Annotated in this window: 22 protein-coding genes; 15 read left to right on the forward strand and 7 right to left on the reverse strand. The window is 72.9% G+C overall.

Annotated features, from left to right (window positions below; genetic code table 11):
- Positions 1–27 precede the first annotated feature (27 nt).
- On the reverse strand, positions 28–1053 hold the full coding sequence (gene ctlX, locus FFA01_RS02585; RefSeq protein WP_208720832.1) for a citrulline utilization hydrolase CtlX: 1026 nt from the start codon (positions 1051–1053) through the stop codon (positions 28–30).
- An 8-nt stretch (positions 1054–1061) separates the two neighbouring features.
- Complete coding sequence (gene ocd, locus FFA01_RS02590; RefSeq protein WP_146852674.1) at positions 1062–2093, reverse strand: ornithine cyclodeaminase; 1032 nt, start codon at positions 2091–2093, stop codon at positions 1062–1064.
- Between the two features lie 150 nt (positions 2094–2243).
- On the opposite strand from ocd, the gene FFA01_RS02595 reads away from it, so the two are divergent.
- From FFA01_RS02595 to FFA01_RS02605, 3 genes are read left to right on the forward strand one after another with little or no spacing between them, the layout of a single operon-like run.
- Positions 2244–2675, forward strand: a complete 432-nt coding sequence (locus FFA01_RS02595; protein ID WP_146852676.1) for an Lrp/AsnC family transcriptional regulator — start codon at positions 2244–2246, stop codon at positions 2673–2675.
- Positions 2676–2732: 57 nt separating this feature from the next.
- Positions 2733–3386 (forward strand): sugar O-acetyltransferase, encoded by a 654-nt coding sequence (locus tag FFA01_RS02600; protein WP_208720834.1) that lies wholly within the window; start codon positions 2733–2735, stop codon positions 3384–3386.
- Complete coding sequence (locus FFA01_RS02605) at positions 3383–3943, forward strand: TetR/AcrR family transcriptional regulator (protein ID WP_146852678.1); 561 nt, start codon at positions 3383–3385, stop codon at positions 3941–3943. The genes FFA01_RS02600 and FFA01_RS02605 overlap by 4 nt, the downstream gene beginning before the upstream one ends.
- A gap of 149 nt (positions 3944–4092) precedes the next feature.
- Here FFA01_RS02605 and FFA01_RS02610 read toward each other — a convergent pair whose 3' ends face one another.
- Positions 4093–4962: a MurR/RpiR family transcriptional regulator gene (locus FFA01_RS02610; protein ID WP_146852738.1), complete on the reverse strand. Its 870-nt coding sequence runs from the start codon at positions 4960–4962 to the stop codon at positions 4093–4095.
- Between the two features lie 154 nt (positions 4963–5116).
- On the opposite strand from FFA01_RS02610, the gene FFA01_RS02615 reads away from it, so the two are divergent.
- The 4 genes from FFA01_RS02615 (at position 5117) to FFA01_RS02630 (ending at position 9621) form a co-directional block, all read left to right on the forward strand.
- On the forward strand, positions 5117–6142 hold the full coding sequence (locus FFA01_RS02615; RefSeq protein ID WP_208720836.1) for an ornithine cyclodeaminase family protein: 1026 nt from the start codon (positions 5117–5119) through the stop codon (positions 6140–6142).
- 1 nt (position 6143) lies between these two features.
- Positions 6144–7721 (forward strand): aromatic amino acid ammonia-lyase, encoded by a 1578-nt coding sequence (locus FFA01_RS02620; RefSeq protein ID WP_208720837.1) that lies wholly within the window; start codon positions 6144–6146, stop codon positions 7719–7721.
- 144 nt (positions 7722–7865) lie between these two features.
- Positions 7866–8297, forward strand: a complete 432-nt coding sequence (locus FFA01_RS02625; protein ID WP_146852680.1) for a LexA family protein — start codon at positions 7866–7868, stop codon at positions 8295–8297.
- Positions 8290–9621, forward strand: a complete 1332-nt coding sequence (locus FFA01_RS02630; RefSeq protein WP_146852682.1) for a Y-family DNA polymerase — start codon at positions 8290–8292, stop codon at positions 9619–9621. The genes FFA01_RS02625 and FFA01_RS02630 overlap by 8 nt, the downstream gene beginning before the upstream one ends.
- Before the next feature lie 14 nt (positions 9622–9635).
- On the opposite strand, the gene FFA01_RS02635 is transcribed toward FFA01_RS02630, so the two are convergent.
- Both FFA01_RS02635 and FFA01_RS02640 read right to left on the reverse strand, forming a co-directional pair.
- Positions 9636–10631: an NADP-dependent oxidoreductase gene (locus FFA01_RS02635; protein WP_146852684.1), complete on the reverse strand. Its 996-nt coding sequence runs from the start codon at positions 10629–10631 to the stop codon at positions 9636–9638.
- Positions 10632–10695: 64 nt separating this feature from the next.
- Positions 10696–11937 carry a multidrug effflux MFS transporter gene (locus FFA01_RS02640; RefSeq protein ID WP_146852686.1) on the reverse strand — a complete coding sequence of 414 codons (1242 nt, stop codon included), beginning with the start codon at positions 11935–11937 and terminating at the stop codon, positions 10696–10698.
- A 171-nt stretch (positions 11938–12108) separates the two neighbouring features.
- Between FFA01_RS02640 and FFA01_RS02645 the strand changes: the two genes are divergently transcribed.
- The 6 genes from FFA01_RS02645 to kdpC all read left to right on the forward strand — a co-directional run bounded on the left by FFA01_RS02645 (position 12109) and on the right by kdpC (position 18285).
- On the forward strand, positions 12109–12993 hold the full coding sequence (locus tag FFA01_RS02645) for an SDR family oxidoreductase (protein WP_146852688.1): 885 nt from the start codon (positions 12109–12111) through the stop codon (positions 12991–12993).
- 28 nt (positions 12994–13021) lie between these two features.
- Positions 13022–13285 (forward strand): hypothetical protein, encoded by a 264-nt coding sequence (locus FFA01_RS02650; protein ID WP_146852690.1) that lies wholly within the window; start codon positions 13022–13024, stop codon positions 13283–13285.
- Between the two features lie 360 nt (positions 13286–13645).
- Positions 13646–13735, forward strand: a complete 90-nt coding sequence (gene kdpF, locus FFA01_RS02655) for a K(+)-transporting ATPase subunit F (RefSeq protein WP_146852692.1) — start codon at positions 13646–13648, stop codon at positions 13733–13735.
- Positions 13735–15462, forward strand: a complete 1728-nt coding sequence (gene kdpA, locus FFA01_RS02660) for a potassium-transporting ATPase subunit KdpA (protein WP_146852694.1) — start codon at positions 13735–13737, stop codon at positions 15460–15462. Before kdpF ends, kdpA begins: the two co-directional genes overlap by 1 nt.
- Positions 15463–15465: 3 nt before the next feature.
- On the forward strand, positions 15466–17613 hold the full coding sequence (kdpB, locus tag FFA01_RS02665) for a potassium-transporting ATPase subunit KdpB (RefSeq protein WP_146852696.1): 2148 nt from the start codon (positions 15466–15468) through the stop codon (positions 17611–17613).
- Between the two features lie 66 nt (positions 17614–17679).
- A complete protein-coding gene (gene kdpC / locus FFA01_RS02670; protein ID WP_146852698.1) occupies positions 17680–18285 on the forward strand; it encodes a K(+)-transporting ATPase subunit C in 606 nt (201 codons plus the stop codon).
- A gap of 66 nt (positions 18286–18351) precedes the next feature.
- On the opposite strand, the gene FFA01_RS02675 is transcribed toward kdpC, so the two are convergent.
- Positions 18352–19653, reverse strand: a complete 1302-nt coding sequence (locus FFA01_RS02675) for a PP2C family protein-serine/threonine phosphatase (RefSeq protein ID WP_146852700.1) — start codon at positions 19651–19653, stop codon at positions 18352–18354.
- A gap of 74 nt (positions 19654–19727) precedes the next feature.
- Entirely contained in the window at positions 19728–20729 is a 1002-nt protein-coding gene (locus FFA01_RS02680) for a LacI family DNA-binding transcriptional regulator (protein ID WP_146852702.1), read from the reverse strand.
- 107 nt (positions 20730–20836) lie between these two features.
- Between FFA01_RS02680 and FFA01_RS02685 the strand changes: the two genes are divergently transcribed.
- Together FFA01_RS02685 and FFA01_RS02690 are read left to right on the forward strand one after the other, a co-directional pair.
- Entirely contained in the window at positions 20837–21835 is a 999-nt protein-coding gene (locus FFA01_RS02685; RefSeq protein ID WP_244289664.1) for an amidohydrolase family protein, read from the forward strand.
- Positions 21832–22446 carry a cysteine dioxygenase gene (locus FFA01_RS02690; RefSeq protein WP_146852704.1) on the forward strand — a complete coding sequence of 205 codons (615 nt, stop codon included), beginning with the start codon at positions 21832–21834 and terminating at the stop codon, positions 22444–22446. Before FFA01_RS02685 ends, FFA01_RS02690 begins: the two co-directional genes overlap by 4 nt.
- The last annotated feature ends 57 nt before the right edge of the window (positions 22447–22503 follow it).

Below are 22503 nucleotides of genomic sequence, written 5' to 3' on the forward strand. Positions count from 1 at the left end.
CGAGCATCAGCCGAGCGTCCGCCTGGCTCACCTCGGAGGCAGGTGCACCCCGGCGAGCATGCAGCGGACCGAGCCGCCGGCCAGCTCGATCGTCGGCACGTCGAGCGGCAGAGGGCGCGCGTGCCGTGACACGACGGCTCGCTGCGCGCGCGTGAGGGCGTCCCAGCCGCGCGACGACAGCGCGAGCACGGGCCCGTCGGCGCCCCGCAGCTCGAGCGCGTTGCCGGCGAACTCGGCGAGCTGGGCGCGGCTCAGGGCGACCAGCTCGCGACCCGAGGCGATGAGGCGGTCGGCGACGCGCCTCCGTCCGCTCGCCGAGGCGATCGAGTCGAGGCCGACCAGCGCGACGCGCGAGGCCACGCTCATCATGACGTTCGTGTGGTAGATCGGCACGTCGTCGGCGTCGGTCGCGACGAACGCCTCGACGTCGTAGCCGAGGTCGCGGCAGACGAGGTCGACGGCGGCGCGATCGGCGCGCTGGGACAGGGCGACGTACGCGGTCCGCCCGACGTGGTCGAGCACGAGCGCACCGGTGCCCTCGACGTGCAGCCCGACGCCCTCGAGCGCCGAGTGGTCGACGACCGCGTCGACCCGGTAGGAGGCGCGGAGCAGCTCGACCACGTCGGCCCGCCGCTCCGAGCGCCGGTTCGGCGAGTGCATCGGGTAGAGCAGCACGCGTCCGTCGGCGTGGGTGGAGAACCAGTTGTTCGGGAACACGGCGTCGGGCCGGTCGGCGCGCTCGTCGTCGACCAGGTGCACCCGCACGCCGGCGTCCCGCAGGGCCTCGGCGGCGGTCGTCACCTCCGCGGAGGCGCGCACGGCGATCTCGGCACGGGTCGCGTCGACCTCGGCCGGGTCGGTCTGGAACGCGTTGTCGGCGGCGGTCTCGGGGTTGGGCGTGAAGTGGCGGGGTCGCACCATCACGACGGCGGCGGGGGACTGCCGGGCGAGTCGTGCCTCCTCGGCGTCCGGTGCCGCGGCCCGGGCCGTCGGGGCGACGGGTCTCGGCGAGGCGGACGAGGAGGCGCGGCGCGAGGGGGCGACGCTGGTCACGTCGACCCTCAGACCCCGACCGGGTGGCGCGCCGCCACGAGTCCGAACAGGTCCTTGGGGTCGTCGGGGTCGGCGACCAGGTCGATCTCGACCGCGAAGTCGGTGCCGACCACGTCGTCACGCAGGTACTTGAGGGCGCAGACGTCCTCGATGGCGAAGCCGACCGAGTCGAAGATCGTGATCTGCTCGTCGCTCGTGCGTCCGTCGCGGCGGCCGGCGACGACCTCCCAGAGCTCGGTCACGGCGAAGTCGGCGCTCTGGTGCTGGATCTCGCCCTCGATGCGGGTCTGCTCGGGGTACTCGACGAACACGTCGGCGCGGCGCAGGGTGGCCGGGTCGAGCTCGGTCTTGCCGGGGCAGTCGCCGCCGATCGCGTTGACGTGCGCACCCGGGCGCACGGCCTCGTCGGGCAGCACGATCGCGTTCTGCTTGTCGGCCGTGCAGGTGGTGATCACGTCGGCGCCGTCGGCGGCCTCGACCGGGCTGTGGCACACGGTGATGTCGAAGCCGAGCGGGGCGAGGTTGCGGACGAACTTCCCGGTGGCCCGCGGGTCGACGTCGAACACGCGCACGGTCTCGATCCCCAGGGAGGCGCGCATCGCCAGCGCCTGGAACTCCGCCTGCGACCCCGCCCCGATCAGGGCGAGCACCCGCGAGTCGGCCCGCGCGAGGCGCTTGGCGGCCATCGCGCTGGTGGCCGCGGTGCGCAGGGCGGTGAGGATCGTCATCTCGGCGAGGAACGTCGGGTAGCCGGTGTCGACGTCGGCGAGCACGCCGAACGCGGTGACGGTCTGGTAGCCGCGGCCGGGGTTCGAGGGGTGCCCGTTCACGTACTTGAAGCCGTAGGTCTCGCTGTCGCTCGCGGGCATCAGCTCGATGACGCCGATGGGGGAGTGCGAGGCCACCCGCGGAGACTTGTCGAAGGCGGGCCAGCGGGCGAAGTCGCGTTCGAGGGCGGTCACCATGCCGGCGGTGATCGGGCCCACCCCGCGGTCGGTCACCCAGCGGATCATGTTCTGCACGTCTACGAAGCGCACCATGAGCGCCTCCCCTCTCGATCGTCGTCCGGTGGTGCGTCCACGCTAGGACTGGGCGATGTGCAGCGGCAATCACCATCCAGCGCCCTTTCGCACGCCGAGATCGACGGTCTGCGCAGTGCGATCGAGCGTTTGTGCGATAGCTTTCGGGGCATGGCCGATCTCGACGAACTCGACCGCCGCCTCCTCGCCGCCCTCCGGGTCGACGCCCGCGAGTCGGCCGCCAGTCTCGCCCGGCGACTCGGGGTGACCCGGGCGACCGTGACCTCCCGGCTCGACAAGCTCGAGGCCTCCGGCACCGTGCTCGGCTACACGGTGCGCGTCCGCGAGGAGCGCGACCCCGACCTGATCCGCGCGATCGGGTTCATCGAGATCGAGGGGCGGTCGACCGACCACGTCATCCGCCAGCTGCGGGGGTTCCCCGAGGTGGTGTCGCTGCATACGACGAACGGCGGCTGGGACCTCGTCGCCGAGTACCGCACCTCGTCGCTCGGCGAGTTCGACCGGGTGCTGGCGCGGATCCGCAGCGTCGAGGGGGTCGTGAACTCCGAGACGAGCCTGCTGCTGAGCTCGGTGCTGCGGTAGCCCGTCGAGCCGGGCGCACTGTGTACGGACGTACACACGCCGGTTAGGGTGGGACGCATGACGGACACCCGCAGCAACTACGAACGCATGCTCGCCGGCGACCCCTACGTGTCGGACGACCCCGAGATCGCGGCCGCGCAGCAGCGGGCCATCACGCTCGCCGCGCGGTTCCTCGCCGAGTTCGGCGACGACGTCGACGCCGCCCAGCGCACCGGCCGCGAGCTGTTCGGCGACCTGCACGAGACCGCCCATGTGCGCCCGCCGGTGTTCGTCGACTACGGCAGTCGGATCAGCATCGGGGCCGGCACGTTCGTGAACTACAACCTCACCGCGCTCGACGTCGCGCCGATCACGATCGGGGCGCACTGCCAGATCGGCCCGAACGTGCAGCTGCTGACCCCGACGCACCCGGTCGACCCGGAGCTGCGCCGGGCCGGCATCGAGTCGGCCGAGCCGATCACGATCGGCGACAACGTCTGGCTCGGCGGCGGCGCGATCGTGCTGGCGGGCGTCACGATCGGGCAGAACAGCGTGATCGGCGCGGGAGCCGTGGTCACCCGGGACGTCCCGGCGGACGTCGTGGCGGTCGGGAACCCGGCCCGGGTCGTGCGGAGCATCGCGGCGGACGCGCGCGCCGGTGCCGCGCCCGGCCTCGACGGGGTCGGCCCCGGCGGCCCCGCGCGCGACGCGCTCTCCGGGGAGTCGGCGTGACCGCTCGGCGCAGCGACCCCGAGCGGCGCGACCGTCTGATCGACGTCACCCTCGACCTGATCGCCGAGGGCGGCGTCGCCGGCACGTCGCACCGCAGGATCGCCACCCGCGCGGACGTGCCGCTCGGTTCCATGACGTACCACTTCGCCGGCATGGACGAGCTGCTGCACGAGGCCTTCACCCGGTTCGCCGAGTCGATCGTCGCCCGCTTCGAGGAGCGTCTCGGCGCCGCGACGACCCCCGACGAGGCGCGGGTCGCCATCGTCGACCTGATCCACGACGACCTCACGGGCGACGACCACCTGCGCGACCAGGTGCTCTCGTACGAGCTCTACACGCTCGCCGCGCGCGAGTCCCGCTTCCGCAGCATCACCCGCGAGTGGATGCGCCGCAGTCGGGTCGAGCTCGAGCGGCACTTCGACCCCGACACCGCCCGGCGGGTCGACGCGCTCATCGAGGGCCTCTCGATCCACCGGGTGCTCGACCCCGAGCCCCCGTCGCGGGCCTTCACCGAGGAGGCGGTGGCCCGGATCACCGCGGACGTCCCGCGCCCCTGACCCGCGCCTCCCGCGCCCGCTCGCGCTCGCTCGCCCGCTCGCCCTCGAGTGGTCCGAAGACGCTCTTCCCGTGGCCGCGACGAGCGTCGTCGGACCACTCGATTGACGCGCGGGTGCGAGGTGCGCGCGAGGAGTCGGACGGGCGCGGGTCAGGGCGCGCGGTACTCCCACTCGGCGACGCGCTCCTCGTGCGCCTCGAGGCGCGTGCGGGTCCGGCGGGCGTCGCTCGCGGCGACCCCCTCGAGCAACGCGATCGACAGGGTGACGGCGGCGGCGTGCGAGTCGAACACGAGGTCCTGCCCGACGGGGGCGACCAGGCAGACGTCGATCAGGTGGGCGAACGGGGCCAACGGGGTGTCGACGATGCCGACCGTCGTCATGCCCAGCTCGCGGGCCCGGGCCAGCGCCCGCACGGTCGCGTCGGGGTACCGCGGCATCGCGAAGACGAGCAGGGTGGTGGCGCCGTCGAGGTGCAGCTGCGTCAGGTCGTCGTCGAGCCCCGCCGCGTCGTCGAGCACGTGCACGTCGGGCATGATCCGCTGCGCCAGGTAGCCGACGTAGTTCGCGAGCGCCGCCGACACCCGCAGCCCCACGATGCCGAGCGGACGGCTGTCGGCGATCAGGTCGACGGCGCGACGCATCGCGTCGGACGCGATGGTCGCCTCCACGGTGCGGAGGTTCTGACGTTCGTGGGCGAGCGCGGCCCCGGGGGTCGTCGGCGGCGGACCCGTCGTGCTCGCGGCGGGCGGCGGTGTGGCCGAGAGCACGGCGTCCCGGGCGGCGTTGCGGAACTCGGCGTAGCCCGAGAAGCCGAGCGCCGTCGCGATCCGGGTGACGGTGGGCTGGCTGACGCCGGCGGCCTCGGCCATGTCGATGGTCGACGCGAACGCGACCTGCGGCATCGAGTCGAGCATGTGCTGCACGACCCGGCGCTGCGTCGGCGAGAGGCGGTGCTCGTGCACGAGTCCGATCAGCCAGCCGCGCACGCCCTCGAGCTGATGGTCGTCGAGCTGCGGCATGGTCACGGTCGGGCCTTTCGGGGAGGTGCTGGCCACCGTAGCGGCGCTCGGAGCCGGATCCGCGCCTCCTGAACATCATTAAACACAATCGACACACAGCGCATGGAACAATTCACGAGTAGTCCGGACCCACCGACCCGAACCGAGGAGACCCGTGACCACCAGCACCGACCGACAGATCTGGCTGCGCTACCTGTCGGGGCCCGACATCGACTCGCTCGAGATCCCGACCGCCGCCGTCGTCGAGGCGATCGACTCGGTCGTCGCCGCGCACGGCCGGGGCGAGACGGTCTTCGAGCCCCGCACGCACCTGGTGCCCGACAACGGCGGCGTCGGGCACTTCAACGTGCTGCGCGGCCACGTGTCGACCCTCGGCGAGCGGGGGGTCAGCGGGGTCAAGGTGGTGGGCGACTTCGTGCCGAACTACCTCGAGGGTCTGCCCAGCGAGATGGCGATGGCGACGCTGTTCGATCCGTACAACGGCACGCCGCTCGCCGTCATGGACGCCACGTTCGTCACCGAGGCGCGCACCGGCGCGATGACCGCCGTCGGCGCCCGGTACCTGGCCCGCCCCGACTCGAAGGTCCTGGCGCACGCCGGCGCCCGCGGCACGGCCTTCTCGAACGTCACGATGCTCGACAGCCTGTTCGACCTCGACGAGATCCGCGTGACGAGTCGTCGACCCGAATCGCGCGAGGCCTTCGGCGAGCAGCTGCGCGCCGCGACCGACACCCCCGTCGTCGTGGTCGGGACCGCCGACGAGGCGTTCGACGGGGCCGACATCATCGTCGAGGCGACCCGGCTGACCGAGCCGGCGCCGCTCCTGCGCCGCGAGCACATCCGTCCCGGCGCGTTCGTCGTGCCGTACGGCACCGTCAGCGCGGTCGAGCCCGAGCTGCTCGACGTGATCGACAAGGTCGTCGTCGACGACTGGGCCGAGTCGCGGTCGGGCCGGTTCGGCGCGCTGCGGCACCACGTCGACACGGGACTGCTCAGCCCCGAGACGCTCTGGGCCCAGCTCGGCGAGATCGCGAGCGGGGCGAAGGCCGGACGCGAGACCGCGGAGGAGCGGATCCTGTTCTGGCACCGCGGCCTGTCGATCCTCGACGTCGCGCTCGCCCACCTCGTGCTGCGGACCGCCGAGGAGGCCGAGGTCGGCACGATGCTGCGGTACCGCTGACGTGGCGCCGTCAGCACCGCTGATCGTCGATCGGGCGTCGGACCTCGACGCGGCGGCCCTCCTCGAGGTGGCCGACGGTCGTGAGGTCCACCTGACCGAGCGGCTCGTCACGACGCTCGACGCCCGACGTGCCGAGGTCGTCGCGGCCCTCGACGCCGGCGGGCCGGTCTACGGCGTCAGCACCGGGATGGGCGCCGCCAGCACGATCGTCCTCGACGAGGAGGCGCGGGCCGGCCACCAGGCCCGCCTCCTGATCGCGCGCGCCACGGGATCGGAGCCCTGGCTCCCGCGACGGGAGGTGCGGGCGGCTCTGGCGGTGCGCCTCCGGACGTTCCTCACCGGTGACGCGGGCGTCTCGTCCGCGCTCTGTCTGCGGCTGGTCGACGTGCTGCGGCTCGACCTCGTGCCGGCCGTGCCGGCGACGAGGCTCGGCACCGCCGGCGAGATCGTCCCGCTGGCGCACCTCGGCGCCGCCCTGACCGGGGCGGAGTCGGGCGAGCTGCTGAGCCCCGACGGTGCGGTGCTGCCCGCCCGGGAGGCGCTGGTCGCGTCGGGACTCGACCCGCACCTCCTCGGCGCGAAGGAGGGCGTGGCCCTCATCGAGGGCGTACCCGTGACCACGGCGCGGGCGATCGTCCTCGCGGACGCCGCGCGGCGCCTCCGGCAGCAGTCGCTGGCCGTGCTGGCGGCGCAGCTGGAGCTGGTCGGGGCGAATCGAGATCCGTTCCGGCCCGTGGTCGCTCGGGCCGACCCGGCGCTGGCCGAGGTGCTCGGTCGGCTGCACGGTCTGCTCGGACCGGAGCGCGGATCGGCGGCGTTGCAGTCTCCGGTGTCGTTCCGGGTCAGCGGGCCGGGGCTGGCGCATCTCGGGCGCACGCTCGACGCGCTCGATGCGGCGGTCTCGCGGGCGCTGGACGGGGTGACGGATTCGCCGGCGTTCGTCGGAGCGGATGCAGGCGGTGTCGCGGGTGCCTTCGTCGGGACGGCCGGATTCGACGGGTTCGACCTCGCGGCGTCCCTCGACGCCGTGCGGTTCGCGGTGCTGCACCTGACCGAGCTGGGCGCGGCCCGTCTGCACCGGCTGCTCGACCCGACGGTGTCGGGCCTGCCGCGGCAGCTGTCGTCGGCGCCGGGAGCGCAGGCCGGCATGGTGACCGTGCACAAGCGAGCGGTCGGAACCGTGCACGGGCTGCTGACCGCGGCGCGGCCCGCGTCGCTCGGCATCATCGAGACCTCCCTCGGGCAGGAGGACGCCCAGTCGTTCTCGCTCGAGGCGGCGGAGCTGCTCGACGGCGCGCTCGCGGGATGGCGGGACGTCACGGCCTGCGAGCTGCTCGCCGTGCTGCACGCGAGGCGGCTGCGCGGGGTGCTCGCCGCCGTCGGGGGTGACGTGGTCGGCGTCGACCGGGTCGCTCTCGACTCGGCAGGCGTCGAACCGGCTGCGGCGACGCCCCTCGACGACGAGCTCGCCGGGCTGGACTCCGTGCTGCCGCCCGGTGTGCTCGACCGCCCGTTCGGGCGGGACGTCGCGTCGCTCGTGCGAGCGCTCGAGGCGGGAGCGCTCGTCGCCGGGGGCTAGTCGTCTCGGTGTCGGTGGCGTCACGTATCGTCCAGGGGTGGGAGGCGTGATGGGTGACCGGCGGAGGCCGTCCGCGTGTGCGGACACGTGCCTCCTCGGCGACCCCTCGTCACGGGTGCGGGTCGTCCGACGGGCGGTCGCGCGGTGATCGACGTCGTCGGGCCGGTCGGCGGCGCGGAGCGACCCGACCATCTGCTGCCGCTGCAGGCCGCCGAGGCCGTGCATGCGGGCTTCCCTTCGCCCGCCCAGGGGTACTACAACGGCCCCGTCGACCTCAACCGGCACCTCATGCGCGACCCGACGGCGACCTTCCTGGTGCGGGTGAGCGGCGACAGCATGACGGGCGCGGGCATCTTCGACGGCGACGAGCTCGTGGTCGACCGCGGGCTCGACGCCCACGACGGGCGCGTCGTGGTCGCCGTCGTCAACGCCGAGCTGACCGTCAAGCGCCTCTCGTACCGGGCGGGGCTGATGGTGCTGAGCCCCGAGAACCCCGCCTACCCCGAGATCGTCCTGTCCGACGGCGACGAGGCCGTCATCTGGGGTGTCGTGACGAGGTGCCTGCATCGTGTCTGAACGCGCCGCCTCCGAGCGCCCCGCCTCCACACGCCCCGCCTCCGAGCGCAGCATCGCGATCGTCGACGCCAACAACTTCTACGTCTCGTGCGAGCGCGTGTTCGACCCCGCGCTCGAGGGCAGGCCGGTCGTCGTGCTGTCGAACAACGACGGCTGCGTCATCGCCCGGTCGGAGGAGGCCAAGGCGCTCAACGTCGACATGGCCGCGCCCTGGCACAGCATCGCGCCGATCGCGGCCATGCAGGGGGTCGTCGCCGTCTCGAGCAACTACGAGCTCTACGGCGACATGTCGGCGAGGTCGGCCGAGATCCTCAGCCGGTACACCAGTCATCAGGAGGTCTACTCGATCGACGAGTCGTTCATCGAGCTGACCGGCACGCTCGACGAGACGATCGCCCAGGCCCGCGAGATCCGCAGGGCCGTGCGCAAGCTGATCGGTCTGCCGGTGAGCATCGGCATCGCGCCCACCAAGACCCTCGCCAAGCTCGCCAATCGCGGCTCCAAGCAGAACCCGGCCCTGAACGGCGTCTGCCACCTGGGCGGCTACGCCCCGGCCCAGCAGACCGCCATCCTCGCGAGCGTCGACGTCGGCGACGTCTGGGGGATCGGGCGGCGCACGGCGAAGAAGCTGGCCCCCCTCGGGATCCACACGGCGGCCGACCTCCGTGACACGGACGCGGCCCGCATCCGCACGCGGTTCGGCGTCGTCCAGGCCCGCGTCGTGCACGAGCTGCGGGGCGTCGACTGCCTGCCGATCGAGCAGGTGCAGCCCGACCGCGCGCAGATCCACCACTCCCGGTCGTTCGCCGTGCCCATCACGACGGTCACCGAGCTGGAGGAGGTGCTCTCCGTCTACACGCAGCGGGCCGCGGCGCGGTTGCGCAAGCAGGGCTCCCTGACGCGGATGATGCGCTGCTTCGCGGCGACCTCGCCCTTCTCCGACAGCGCCGCGCACACGAACCACACGGTGTCGGTCGCGTTCCCCGAGCCCACCGACGACGCGGCCACGCTGTACCGAGCGGCCATCGCCGCCCTCGGCCCGCAGCTCGAGAGCGGCCGGCTCTACGTGCGGGCCGGCGTGACGCTGATGGAGCTCACGCCCCGCGACGAGCACGCGAGCCTCGACGTCTTCGACGAGGGCGACGGTGCCCCACCGGCCCACGGAGCCGTCCTCGACCTCATCGCCGGGAAGTTCGGCGAGGAGGCCCTCGGGCTCGGCGTCGCCGGTCTCCGGCACCGCCGAGGCTGGTCGATGAAGCGCGACATGGTCTCGCCCCGCGCCACCACCCACTGGGACGAGCTGGCCACCGTCTCGGCCCGCTGAGCCGCCCCGTGCGGCTACGGGACGGTGATCACGGTCTTGCCGCGGATGCTCGTCGTCCCGAGGCCGGCCAGCGCCGCGGCCGTGTCGGCGAACGGGTGGACGGCGCCGACCACCGGGCGGATCGCCCCGGACTCGACGAGGGCGGCGATCTCGCGCAGCTGCGCTCCGTCCGCGCGCATGAAGAGGAACTCGTACGAGACGCCGAGCCTCCGGGCCCGGCCTCGGATCCTCCGACTGAGCCCGGAGACGCCGACGCGGAGAAGGGGATTCAGGCCCGCCTCCCTCGCGAACGCGGGGTCGGGCGGACCCTGGATGCCGATGGCCGCGCCTCCGGGGCGGAGGACCCGCAGCGACCGCTCGAGGTTCTCGCCGCCGAGGCTGTCGAGCACGACGTCGTACCCGGCCAGCTCCCTCACGAAGTCCTGGGTGCGGTAGTCGATCACGACGTCGGCGCCGAGCTCTCGGACGAACGCCGCGTGGGCCGAGGAGGCGGTGGTCGCCACGTGCGCCCCCCGATGCTTCGCGAGCTGGATGGCGATCGTGCCGACGCCGCCGGACCCGGCGTGGATCAGGACCCGCTGGCCGGGCCGCACACGGCCGCGTTCGACGAGCGCCTGCCATGCCGTCAGCGCGACGAGGGGCAAGGACGCCGCCTCGACGTCGGTGATGGCGGGCGGCGTCGGCGCGACGTCGGCCTCGTCGACGGCGATGCGCTCGGCGAAGGTGCCGATGCGCGGGTCCCGCGGGCGGGCGAGGACCCGGTCGCCCGGGGCGAACGAGCGCACGGCCGAGCCGACCTCGACGACCCGACCGGCGACGTCGTGGCCGAGGACGACGGGTGGCGTGTACGGGACGACCAGCTTCAGCGCACCCTGCTGGATCTTCGCGTCGAGCCGGTTCAGCCCGGCCGCCGCCACCTGGACGAGCACGTCGCGGTCGCCCACGATCGGCTCGGGCACGTCCGCCTCGTTCAGGGGCCGCCCGTAGGCGTCGAGGACGAAGGCGCGCATGGTGGTTCTCCCGGGTGAGTCTCGTGTCGACCGGTTCCCATACTGGGTGTGCTGTCTACGCGTGTTAAGAACGACCGCTATGCCCACCGTCGGACCGCGATCGCGACGAGGCGACGACCTGCACGGTCAGCCCCACGGCGATGAACCCGAGCATGAGGGCGCCCATCACGGTGGCCGTGCCTCCGAGGGCGCCGGCCAGCGGGGTCGCGGCGCCGCCGAGCCCGAACTGCAGTCCGCCGGCGAGTGCCGCGGCGGTGCCGGGCGACCGGTGCCCGAGGGCCTGGGTGAGCGTGATCGAGCCGGGGATCACCCACCCCCAGCCGGCGGTGACGAGCGCGAGGGCCGGCCAGATCAGGGCGGGGCCGATCCCGGTGAGGGCTCCGGCCAGCACGAGGGCCGAGCCGACGGTGCAGGTGGCCAGGCCCACGGTGAAGAGGCCGTCCTCGCTGAACCGGCCCACCAGGCGGCGGAAGACCAGGGTCGAGACGATCATGCACGACGCGTTCGAGGCGAAGACGAGCGTGTACAGACCCTCCCCGAAGCCGTACTGCTCCTGGAACACGAACGACGACGTGGCGATGTACGAGAAGAAGCCGATCGTGGCCGCGCAGCCCGTGACGAGGTACCAGCGGAAGCGGGGCATGGCGAGGAGGCGCCCCATCCGTCGCAGCGACGCCGGCAGCGAGCCGGCGCCCGGCTCGGGGGAGAGCAGGGTCTCCGGCAGGAGGCGCGCGGCGGCGGCCGTCAGCCCCGCGCCGAGCAGAGCGAGCACGACGAACGTCGCCCGCCAGGTCGACACCGACAGCACGGCTCCGCCGACGAGCGGCGCGACGACGGGCCCGACGGCGTTGATCGCCGCGAGGGTGGCGAAGAGCCTGCTGCGGACGACGCCGGTGGTCGAGTCGCCGACCATGGCGCGGGCGGCCACCGAGCCGGCCGCGCCGCCGAGCCCCTGCGCGACGCGGGCGACGACGAGGGTCGCGGCATCCGGCGCCACCGCGCAGGCGAGGGAGGCGAGGGCGAACAGAGCCGTCCCGCCCAGGAGGATGCGCCTCCTGCCGGTCCCGTCGCTGACCGGTCCGATGACGATCTGGCCCACCGCGAACGCGACGAGGAACGCCGTCAGGCTGAGCTGCACCTGCGCGGTCGTCGCGCCGAGGTCCCGCGCGATCGCCGGCAGCGCCGGGATGTACATGTCGGTCGCGAACGGCGAGATGCCGACGATGAGCGCCACCGTCAGCACGGCTCCTCGGCGGGACAGCCAGGAGGCGCGGTCCGGGTCGGTCGGGACGTCGTCGTCTCTCATCGGCACGAGCCTAGGGCCGGACGGTCCGCCCGGGTCGTCCGTCGGCGTCGGCGCCTCTCTCCGACGGTTGCCGATGGAGGCGGTGCTCGATACGGTAGGGCGCATGCAGTGCTGCTGACCTTTCCTCGATTCCCGCTCCTGCGCCTCTCCGGCGCGATCGAAAGGTCCAGCATGTCCGCATCCCCGCTCTCGTCTCCGTCCCTGCCCCTGCGCGGCAGGACCGCCCTCGTCACCGGCGTCTCGCGCCGCCGGGGGATCGGGTTCGCCGTCGCGACGACACTCGCCTCGCTCGGCGCCGACGTCGTCATCCACCACCACCGCCCTCACGACCTCGACCTGCCGTGGGGCGGGGACGACCTCGACGCCGTCCGCGACGGGATCCGTGGGCAGCTGACCGACGGCGCGCGGTTCGCCGACATCGCCGCCGACCTGTCCGCTCCCTCCGCCATCGCCGACGTGATCGCGACGGCGACCTCGCTCACCGGCCGACTCGACGTGCTCGTGTGCAACCACGCGAAGAGCGGGGACGACGGCAGCATCCTCGACATGACCCCCGAGCGGCTCAGCGCCTTCTGGGAGGTCAACACCCGGTCGACCCTGCTGCTCACGGCCGAGTTCGCCCGGCTCCGTGCGCCCCGGACGGACGAGGCGCGACGGCCCGGCGACCGGATCGTCGGGAGCGGGCCCTACGAGGAGGCGCAGGGTCACGTCTTCTGGATGACGTCCGGTCAGATCCACGGTGCGATGCGCGGCGAGGTCGCCTACGCGGCCAGCAAGGCGGCCCTCGCCGGGGTCACGCCCACGGTCGCCGCCGAGCTGCTGGAGCTCGGGATCATCCTGAACACGATCGACCCCGGACCGGTGAACACCGGCTACATGGATCCCGAGACCACCGACCGATCGCTCGAGGATCTCGACGCGTACGTCGCCAGCACGCCCTTCGGACGCGTCGGGAGGCCGCAGGACCCGGCGGAGCTGATCGGCTGGCTGGCCACGTCGAAGGGGAGCTGGGTCGTCGGCCAGGTCCTGACGTCCGACGGCGGCTTCGGGCTCTGAGGGCGTGGTCGTGCGCGATACTCGCACCATGACGCGTGAGGACGGCCTGCCCGCAGCGACCCCGTTGGACGCGCACGCCTACGTCGAGAAGGTCACCAGCGCCCCGCCGTGGTGGCGCATCGTGGTCAACGTCGCGCTCGTCTTCGGGGTCGGCGGTCTCTTCTGGTCGGCCGTCCTGTACGCGGAGCTCCCGTTGTGGGCGGCGGTCATCGGGTACGCGGTCGTCGCCGCGGGCGTCGAGCTCGTCATCTGGTCCGTCACGCGGCGGCACGCACGCCGCACCCGACCCTGAGTCGCCGGCCGCGCCTCCCCCTGGTCGCCGTCGTAGCCGCCGTCGCGGCGCTCGAGTGGTCGGAAGATGCTCGTCGTCGCTCGCCGAAGAGCATCTTCCGACCACTCGAGGTCGCCACGCGAGGGTGAGCGTGCGGGATCCGTAAGGATGCCGCCGGCCGCCGTGAGGAAGTCGTTAGGGCCCCCCGGACGCCGTCGAGGCGGGGTGTCTACTGACTCGCTGTGCCCGTGCAGGGCACCGGGGCCGCGGCCCCGCCGCCAGTCGTTCCTCAGGAGTCGTCGTGCTCGACCTCGTGTACATCCTCGCCGTCATCGCTGTGTTCGCAGTGGTCGCCCTCGTCGCCAAGGGGGTCGAGAAGCTGTGATCGTCTTCGAGATCGGTGCCGCGGTGCTCGCGGTCGCCTCCGTCGCGTACCTCGTGTACGCCCTCGTGAAGCCCGAGCGGTTCTGATGGACACCCTCTTCGGCCTCCTCCAGATCCTCACGGTCGTCGTCGTGCTGGTCGTCCTGTACCGGCCGCTCGGCGACTACATGGCCCGCGTCTACTCGACGGCGCCCGTGGCGAGCGCGACGCCCTCGCCCCGCGCCACGTCGACCGCACCCGCCCGACGCGACCTCCGGGTCGAGCGCGGCTTCTACCGCCTGATCGGAGTCGATCCCGCCTCCGAGCAGACCTGGCCCGCCTACCTGCGGGGCGTGCTCGCCTTCTCGCTCGTCGGAGTCCTGCTCGTCTACGCGATCCAGCGGCTGCAGGCCGTGCTGCCGCTGTCGCTCGGGTTCCCGGCCGTTCCCGAGGGCCTCGCGTTCAACACCGCGGCCTCGTTCGTGGCGAACACGAACTGGCAGTCGTACTCGCCCGATCTCACCATGGGCTATGGAGTCCAGGTGCTCGGCCTCGTCGTCCAGAACTTCGTCTCGGCCGCCGTCGGCATCGCGGTCGCCGTCGCTCTGATCCGCGGCCTCGCCCGGGTCAGGACGGGCATGCTCGGCAACTTCTGGGTCGACCTGACCCGTGGCGTCGTCCGCCTCCTGCTGCCCCTGGCGGTCGTCGCGGCGATCGTGCTGATGCTCGGCGGGGTGATCCAGAACCTCGCCGGCTTCACCGACGTGACCACCCTCACCGGGGGCACGGCGACGGTCCCCGGCGGGCCGGTCGCGTCGCAGGAGGCGATCAAGATGCTCGGCACCAACGGCGGCGGCTTCTTCAACGCCAACTCGGCGCACCCGTTCGAGAACCCCACGGCCTGGACGAACCTCTTCGAGATCGTGCTGATGCTCGCCATCCCGTTCTCGCTGCCGCGCACGTTCGGCCGCATGGTCGGCTCGACCAGGCAGGGCGTCGCCGTCGCGGCGGTCATGACGACGATCTTCGCCGTCTCGCTCGCCGCGATGACCTGGTTCGAGCTGCGGGGCGCCGGCACCGCGCCCCAGCTCGCCGGCGGGGCGATGGAGGGGAAGGAGGCGCGGTTCGGCATCTGGGGATCGACTCTCTTCGGTTCCACCTCGACCCTCACCTCGACGGGTGCCGTCAACTCGATGCACGACTCGTACACCTCGCTCGGCGGCATGATGGCGATGGTCAACATGATGCTGGGCGAGATCGCCCCCGGCGGCGTCGGCTCGGGCCTCTACGGCATGCTCGTGCTCGCCGTGATCACCGTGTTCGTCGCCGGTCTGCTGGTCGGGCGCACCCCCGAGTACCTCGGCAAGAAGATCGGGCCGCGCGAGATCAAGCTCGCCAGCCTGTACATCCTCGTCACGCCGACGCTGGTGCTCGCCGGCACGGCGCTGAGCTTCGCGATCCCCGCCGTGCGGGCCGACGTCGAGAGCACGTCGATCTGGAACCCGGGGCTGCACGGGCTCGGCGAGGTGCTCTACGCGTTCACCTCGGCGTCGAACAACAACGGCTCGGCGTTCGCCGGGCTGACGGCCAACACCCCGTGGTTCAACACCGCCCTCGGCGTCGCGATGCTGCTCGGTCGGTTCGTGCCGATCGTGCTCGTGCTCGCCCTGGCCGGCTCGCTCGCCGTGCAGGACAGGGTGCCCGCCACGGCCGGCACCCTGCCCACCCACCGCCCGCAGTTCGTGGGCCTGCTCATCGGGGTCTCCGTCATCGTGACGGCCCTCACGTACTTCCCCGTGCTCGCGCTCGGGCCGCTCGCCGAAGGGCTGCAGTAGACCATGACCACACTCACCGACGCTCCGCAGACGGAGCAGCCCACCCCGCAGACCCCCCGAGGAGGCGCGTTCAGCCCCTCCCAGATGGTCGCCGCCCTGCCGGGTGCGTTCCGCAAGCTGCACCCGCGCGACATGTGGCACAACCCCGTCATGTTCATCGTCGAGGTCGGAGCCGCGTACACGACGATCCTCGCCGTCGCGGGCCTGTTCACCGGTCCGCAGACGTCCGGCGGATCGGCCGTCCCCGGGTCGTTCACCTGGGCGATCGCGATCTGGCTCTGGCTGACGGTGGTCTTCGCCAACCTCGCCGAGGCGGTCGCCGAGGGGCGGGGCAAGGCGCAGGCCGAGACGCTCAAGGCCACCCGCACCAGCACCACGGCGCGACGCGTCACGCGCTACGACCCGGCGGCGGACGCCGCCGCCGAGCACGCCGCGCTCGAACCGGTCTCGTCCGCCGACCTCACGCTGGGCGACACGGTCGTCGTGGTCGCGGGGGAGCTGATCCCCGGCGACGGCGACATCGTCTGGGGCATCGCCTCGGTCGACGAGTCGGCGATCACGGGCGAGTCCGCTCCCGTCATCCGCGAGTCGGGCGGCGACCGCAGCGCCGTCACCGGGGGCACCCGGGTGCTGTCCGACCGGATCGTGGTGCGCATCACGAGCAAGCCCGGCGAGACCTTCGTCGACCGGATGATCGCCCTCGTCGAGGGGGCGTCGCGGCAGAAGACGCCGAACGAGATCGCCCTGAACATCCTGCTCGCGAGCCTCTCCATCGTCTTCGTCGTCGTCACGCTGACGCTCAACCCGATCGCGAGCTACAGCGACGCGGCCGTCAGCGTGCCGGTGCTCATCGCCCTGCTGGTCTGCCTCATCCCGACGACGATCGGGGCCCTGCTCAGCGCCATCGGCATCGCCGGCATGGACCGCCTCGTGCAGCGCAACGTGCTCGCCGTGTCGGGCCGCGCCGTCGAGGCGGCCGGCGACGTCACGACCCTGCTGCTCGACAAGACCGGCACCATCACCTACGGCAACCGCCAGGCGGCCGAGTTCACGCCCCTCGACGGCGTGGCCCGGGCGGAGCTGGTCGATGCGGCCGCGACCTCGTCGCTCAGCGACCCCACTCCCGAGGGGAAGTCCATCGTCGATCTCGCGTCGACGACGGGATGGCGCACGGCGACGGGCCGGCAGGGCGAGATCGTCCCGTTCACCGCTCAGACCCGCATGTCGGGTCTCGACCTGCCCGACGGCACGCGGATCCGCAAGGGCGCCGGCGGCTCGGTCATCGCCTGGGTGGAGGAGGACCGCCGCCTGGCGAGCTCCGAGCACGACGAGCTGCAGACCAGGATCGACGAGATCTCGAACGGCGGCGGCACCCCGCTGGTCGTGGCGACGAAGTCGACGTCCGGCGAAGCCCGCGTGCTCGGCGTCGTGCACCTGAAGGACGTCGTCAAGACCGGCCTCCGGGAGCGGTTCGCCGAGCTGCGCGCCATGGGCATCCGCACGGTCATGATCACCGGCGACAACCCGCTGACGGCGAAGGCGATCGCGGCCGAGGCCGGTGTGGACGACTACCTGGCCGAGGCGACCCCTGAGGACAAGCTCGCGTTGATCCGCCGCGAGCAGGAGGGCGGGGCGCTCGTCGCGATGACCGGCGACGGCACGAACGACGCCCCGGCGCTCGCCCAGGCCGACGTGGGGGTGGCCATGAACACGGGCACCTCCGCCGCGAAGGAGGCCGGCAACATGGTCGACCTCGACAGCGACCCGACCAAGCTCATCGACATCGTGCGGATCGGCAAGCAGCTGCTCATCACCCGAGGGGCCCTCACCACGTTCTCGATCGCGAACGACGTCGCGAAGTACTTCGCGATCATCCCCGCGATGTTCGCCGGGGTCTTCCCGGGGCTGGGACTGCTGAACATCATGCAGCTCAGCTCGCCCGCGTCGGCGATCCTCTCCGCGATCGTGTTCAACGCCCTGGTGATCGTCGTCCTCATCCCGCTCGCCCTCCGCGGCGTGAGGTACCGAGCGGCGTCCGCGTCGTCGATCCTGTCGCGCAACCTCCTGGTCTACGGCCTGGGCGGCGTCGTCGCCCCGTTCGTCGGCATCAAGATCATCGACCTCGTCGTCAGCCTGCTCCCCGGCTTCTGAGCCGCCGTCCCGGCCGGCACCGCGCCTCCTCCGCTCCTCGCACCGCCTCTCGAAAGAAGAACCGACATGAACCTCCGTTCCACGCTCCGCCAGCACGGCGTCGCCCTCCGGGCCATGGTGGTCTTCACCGTGGTGCTGGGCCTGCTGTACACCGCGGTGATCACCGGCATCGGGCAGCTCGTCGTGCCCGCGAGAGCCGACGGCTCGGCGGTCGAGGCCGACGGCGACGTCGTCGGGTCCTCCCTCATCGGGCAGTCCTTCACCGATGCCGACGGAGCCGCTCTGCCGGAGTGGTTCCAGTCGCGGCCGTCGGCTGCGGGAGACGGCTACGACGCGGCCGCCTCCAGTGGCAGCAACCACGGCCCCGAGAACGAGGACCTCATCGAGGCCGTCCAGGAGCGCCGCGCCGCGGTCGCCGAGAGCGACGGGGTCGATCCCGCGAGCGTCCCCGTCGACGCGCTCACCGCGTCGGGGTCGGGTCTCGATCCGCACATCAGCCCCGCGTACGCCTTGGAGCAGGTCGACCGGGTCGCCACCGCGCGGGGGCTCTCGGCGAGCGACGTCGAGTCGCTGGTCGACGAGCACACGCAGGGCCGCGACCTCGGCTACCTCGGTGAGCCGACGGTCAACGTGCTCGAGCTGAACGCGGCCCTGGCCGAGCGGGGGCGCTGACCCGTGATACGGGGGCGGCTGCGGGCGCTGCTCGGCGCCGCCCCCGGCGTCGGCTCCCGTCGGGGACTACGCGGAGGCGGCGAGCGGGGCTGCGGAGGGGTCGTAGCGGATGGCGAGGACGGTGACGTCGTCGTCGTGCTGGACGGCGTGGCCGAGCTCCTCGATCCGGGCGACGAGATCGTCGGGCTCCGGGTGGGCGACGGCGAACGCGGCGAGCTCGTCGAGGGCCTCGAGCTCCTCGCCGAACAGGTCGAGAACGCCGTCGCTGACCGTCACGAGGAGGTCCCCGGCCTGCAACCGGGTCTCGTGCATCGACCAGGTCGTGCCGACGCCGATCGGCAGATCCGTGCTCCGCAGCCACTCGAGACCCCCGTCGGCGGGGATCACGAACGCCAATCCGTGTCCGGCGTCGACCCAGCGCGCCACGCCGTCCGTGCCGAGGTGGACGTGGAAGCACGTCGTGAACTGCTCGGTCGCGGACTCGTTCATGCCGGTGTCCATGCCGATCGAGGTGCGGGCGATCGCCTCCTCCGGTGCTCCGGTGCGCAGGGTCGCCCGGAGCGTCGAGCGGACGACGGCGGCGATCATCCCGGCCCCCACCCCCTTGCCCATCACATCTCCCAGGGTGAAGGCGACGCCGTCCGTCGTGGGGAACCAGTCGTAGAAGTCGCCGCCGACGGAGCGCGTCGGCAGGCACGCCGCCCGGACGGTGAACTGCGCGGGGATGCCGTCGGATGACGTGGGCAGCAGCGCCTGCTGGACGAGCGCGGCCTCGCTGATCTCGTCCTCGGCGACCCGTCGGTGCTGCTGCACGTCCTGGAGGCGGTTGCCGGACTGTCGGGCGAGCTCGTTGGTCACCCAGGCGACGGCCGCGAAGACCAGGACGACGAACACGAGTCGCACGGCCTCGGGGGCCGTGAGCGCGACGCCGCCGACGACGATCGGGACGAGGAACGTCGCGGCCGTGCCGAGCAGCGGGTAGACGATGTTCCGACGACCCGGTCGGGCGGCCATCCAGATCACGGGCAGGAGCACCGCGGCGAGGAACGGCGAGCGGGCGTCGCCGGTTCCGAACCGCAGCAGTCCGATGGCGACGAAGTCAAGAGCGGGCACGAGCAGCTCCCACCGGGCCAGGCCCGGTCGAAGCACGAGCAGCGCCGCGAACGCCAGGCCCAGGAGCGCCAGACCGACCCCGGTCCACATGCTCAGCGCGTTCGTGACGGTCAGATACGGGAGCACCACGCTGCAGACTGCGGCGACGACGGCGATCACGACGACCACGCTCTGGTTGGCGAACGGCGTCGCCCGGTTCGCCGCGCGGATCAGCGGTGGCGCACCGTCGTCGGTGGCCGCCCGCCGCACGGTCATACGCGGAAAAGCGACTGTCATAGTACGGCGACGCTAGCCGCCCTCGGCCGCCGACGGAACCGCCCGTTCGCGGGTCACGCCGGCGAGGCGGTCGACCCTCGGGGCATGAAGTCGGGCCGGAAGACGTGCCGCCGCGGTTCGGCGTCGAGCTCGTCGAGCGGGGTGCGCAGAGCGTCGACGGCGGCGTCGACGATCGCCGTCTCGTCCCAGGCGAAGGTGCTGAGCTGCGGCTCGACCAGGGGCGCCATCGCGCTGTCGTCGTAGCCGAGCACCGACAGGTCGAGCGGCACCTCGAGTCCGACCCTCCGGGCCGCGGCGTACGCGCCGAAGGCGATCGAGTCGCTGAGGCAGAGCAGGGCCGTCGGCCGCGGAGCCGTCCGCAGCAGCCGCTCGGTCGCGTCGGCGGCCTCGCCGACGGCGGCCGGCGTGGCCGTCACGGTGACGACGAGACCCAGCTCGGCGCCGAGCGACGTCGCGAGCATCTCGGCCGGCCGACCCGGCGTCGCGGGGAGCGCGGGGGCCAGCACCCCGACCGTCCGGTGCCCCAGCTCGGCCAGGTGGCGCAGGCCCGTGCCGACGCCCGTGGCGTTGTCGAAGAGCACCACGGGGGAGTCGGGTCGGTGCGCCAGCGCGTCGCCGATCGACACCAGGCGGATGTCGTCGGGCACGTCGGCCCAGTAGAGCGCGGACGGGTCGACCGGCAACGCGACGACGGCGTCGACCTGACGGCTGTTGAGGGCGGCGAGCACCGCCTCCTCCCGGGCGGGCGAGGCGTCGACGTCGGCGATCGAGGCGCTCAGGGCCTGCTCGGCCAGGGCGCGGCTGAGCATCACGGCGAGGTCCTGCTGCCAGAGGTCGCGCAGGCTGCCCACGATGACGACGTTGCTGCTGCGCCCGCCGGCCAGCGCCCGCGCCACCGGATCGACCGTGTAGCCGAGCTCGGACGCCACCCGGAGCACCCGGGACTGGGTCTCGGGCGAGCCGCGGAGACCGCGGAGCGCGTACGAGGTGGCGGCCTTCGACAGGCCGGCCGCGTCGGCGACGTCCTGGAGCGTGCGACGACGAGGCTCCTTCACGCGGATCAGCATACGTCGCGGTGACCGCGACGGCCCGCCCCCTGCGTTAACCGGATCGTCACATCCGCACCTTGACAGCAGGTGCTGTGAACCGGTTCACTGTTCTCATGAGTGAACCGGTTCACAGAACGGCGACGGCCGAGGAGGCGCGGGTCGGCGACCCCGCATCCGTCCCGTCCCGCCCGCCCCTGCGCACCCCGGTCGTCGGCGGCCGTACCGACACGCATCAGCACGTCTGGCCCGCCGCCTTCGTCGAGGCCCTCCGCGGCCGCAGCACGACGCCGCGCCTGGTCGACGGCTGGACCCTGCTCACCGAGGGCGAGGCCCCTTACGCCGTCGACCCCGGAGCTCACGACGTCGAGCGCCGCCGGGCCCGCGAGCTCGCGGAGGGCAAGGACGACGTCCTCGTCTCGCTCTCGAGCCCCCTCGGCATCGAGCATCTGCCGGGCGCCGAGGCCCGAGACCTGATCGACGTCTGGCACCGCTCCGCGCTCGAGCTCGGCGACCCGTTCCGGGTCTGGGCCGCGACCCCCGTCGACGAGCACGACCTGGTCGGGCTCTCCGAGATCCTCCGGCACGAGCGCGTCGTCGGGCTGCAGCTGCCCGCGACCTGCCTGCTCGACCCCGCCGCCGTGCAGCGGATGGCCCCCGTGCTCGACGTGGTCGCCGTCGCCGGCAAGCCCGTCATGGTGCACCCGGGGCCCGCCCCCTCGGTCGCCGACACCCCCGCCTGGTGGCCCGCCGTCGTGCCCTACGTCAGCCAGCTGCAGTCGGCCTGGTTCGCCTGGCACCAGGGCGGGCGTCTCGCGCACCCCACGCTGCGCATCGTCTTCGTCGCCCTCGCCGGTCTCGCCCCGCTGCACCACGAACGCCTCGTCGCCCGCGGCGGCGAGTTCGGCTCGGTCGACCCGAACGTCTTCTACGAGACGTCGTCGTACGACACCCGGGCGATCGACGCCGTCGTCCGCGTCGTCGGGGTCGACCCCGTGGTGCACGGCTCCGACCGTCCCTACGCCCAGCCCCGCGACCCCGGGCTCGGCCACGCCTTCACCCACGCCCACGTGCACGCCAACCCGCGCACCCTGCTGACCGGAGAACCTCGATGACCCTCACGGCCCCCGACTCGACGACCCGCGCCTCCTCGGCACCGACCGCCGCCGACGTCCCGGCCCTGCCCGGCCGCGATCTGACCCGTCCCGAGCTCAAGGCCTGGGTCGACGAGATGGCCACCCGCCCCGAGGCCTGGCGGCACCTGGTGCGACACGGCGGCGGGCAGCGCCACTTCGCGTCGCTCTACCGCGACAGCCACATCGACGTCTGGCTGCTCTGCTGGGACACCACCGACGACACCGGATGGCACGACCACGACATCTCGTCGGGCGCGGTCGCCGTCGTCGAGGGCGCCGTGAACGAGGCCAACCCGCGGATGGGCGGCGAGCCGGTCAGCCGCGTCGTCGAGGCAGGACGCTCGTTCCACTTCGGGCCCGACCACATCCACCGCATGGGCGGGCACATCGACGGCTCGGTGTCGATCCACGCGTACTCGCCGCCGCTCTGGCGCATGGGCCAGTACTCGATCGGCAGCAACGGCGTGATGCGTCGGCAGTCGGTCAGCTACGCCGACGAGCTGCGCCCGATGGACGACGTCAGCGTCATCGAGCAGTACCGCGAGGAGCAGGCCGCCGCCGACGCGCTCGCCGCCCGCGACCGCGCGTAGCGCCCGCGAGTCCGCGCCCCGTCGCCCGCGCCCCCCCCCCGGGATCGAGTGGTCGGA

It is taken from the genome of Frigoribacterium faeni, assembly GCF_007988805.1.
Taxonomy (GTDB): Bacteria; Actinomycetota; Actinomycetes; order Actinomycetales; family Microbacteriaceae; genus Frigoribacterium; species Frigoribacterium faeni.

Excerpts from the sequence above, each read along its gene's own strand:
- FFA01_RS02650 (WP_146852690.1), top strand. The coding sequence starts at position 13,022 with ATGACGCGTGAGGACGGCCTGCCCGCAGCGACCCCGTTGGACGCGCAC.
- ocd (WP_146852674.1), bottom strand. The coding sequence starts at position 2,093 with ATGGTGCGCTTCGTAGACGTGCAGAACATGATCCGCTGGGTGACCGAC.
- kdpA (WP_146852694.1), top strand. The coding sequence starts at position 13,735 with ATGGACACCCTCTTCGGCCTCCTCCAGATCCTCACGGTCGTCGTCGTG.
- FFA01_RS02635 (WP_146852684.1), bottom strand. The coding sequence starts at position 10,631 with ATGCGCGCCTTCGTCCTCGACGCCTACGGGCGGCCCCTGAACGAGGCG.
- FFA01_RS02640 (WP_146852686.1), bottom strand. The coding sequence starts at position 11,937 with ATGAGAGACGACGACGTCCCGACCGACCCGGACCGCGCCTCCTGGCTG.
- FFA01_RS02685 (WP_244289664.1), top strand. The coding sequence starts at position 20,837 with ATGAGTGAACCGGTTCACAGAACGGCGACGGCCGAGGAGGCGCGGGTC.
- FFA01_RS02610 (WP_146852738.1), bottom strand. The coding sequence starts at position 4,962 with ATGCCGCAGCTCGACGACCATCAGCTCGAGGGCGTGCGCGGCTGGCTG.
- FFA01_RS02600 (WP_208720834.1), top strand. The coding sequence starts at position 2,733 with ATGACGGACACCCGCAGCAACTACGAACGCATGCTCGCCGGCGACCCC.
- FFA01_RS02645 (WP_146852688.1), top strand. The coding sequence starts at position 12,109 with ATGTCCGCATCCCCGCTCTCGTCTCCGTCCCTGCCCCTGCGCGGCAGG.
- FFA01_RS02675 (WP_146852700.1), bottom strand. The coding sequence starts at position 19,653 with ATGACCGTGCGGCGGGCGGCCACCGACGACGGTGCGCCACCGCTGATC.
- kdpC (WP_146852698.1), top strand. The coding sequence starts at position 17,680 with ATGAACCTCCGTTCCACGCTCCGCCAGCACGGCGTCGCCCTCCGGGCC.
- kdpB (WP_146852696.1), top strand. The coding sequence starts at position 15,466 with ATGACCACACTCACCGACGCTCCGCAGACGGAGCAGCCCACCCCGCAG.
- FFA01_RS02690 (WP_146852704.1), top strand. The coding sequence starts at position 21,832 with ATGACCCTCACGGCCCCCGACTCGACGACCCGCGCCTCCTCGGCACCG.
- FFA01_RS02595 (WP_146852676.1), top strand. The coding sequence starts at position 2,244 with ATGGCCGATCTCGACGAACTCGACCGCCGCCTCCTCGCCGCCCTCCGG.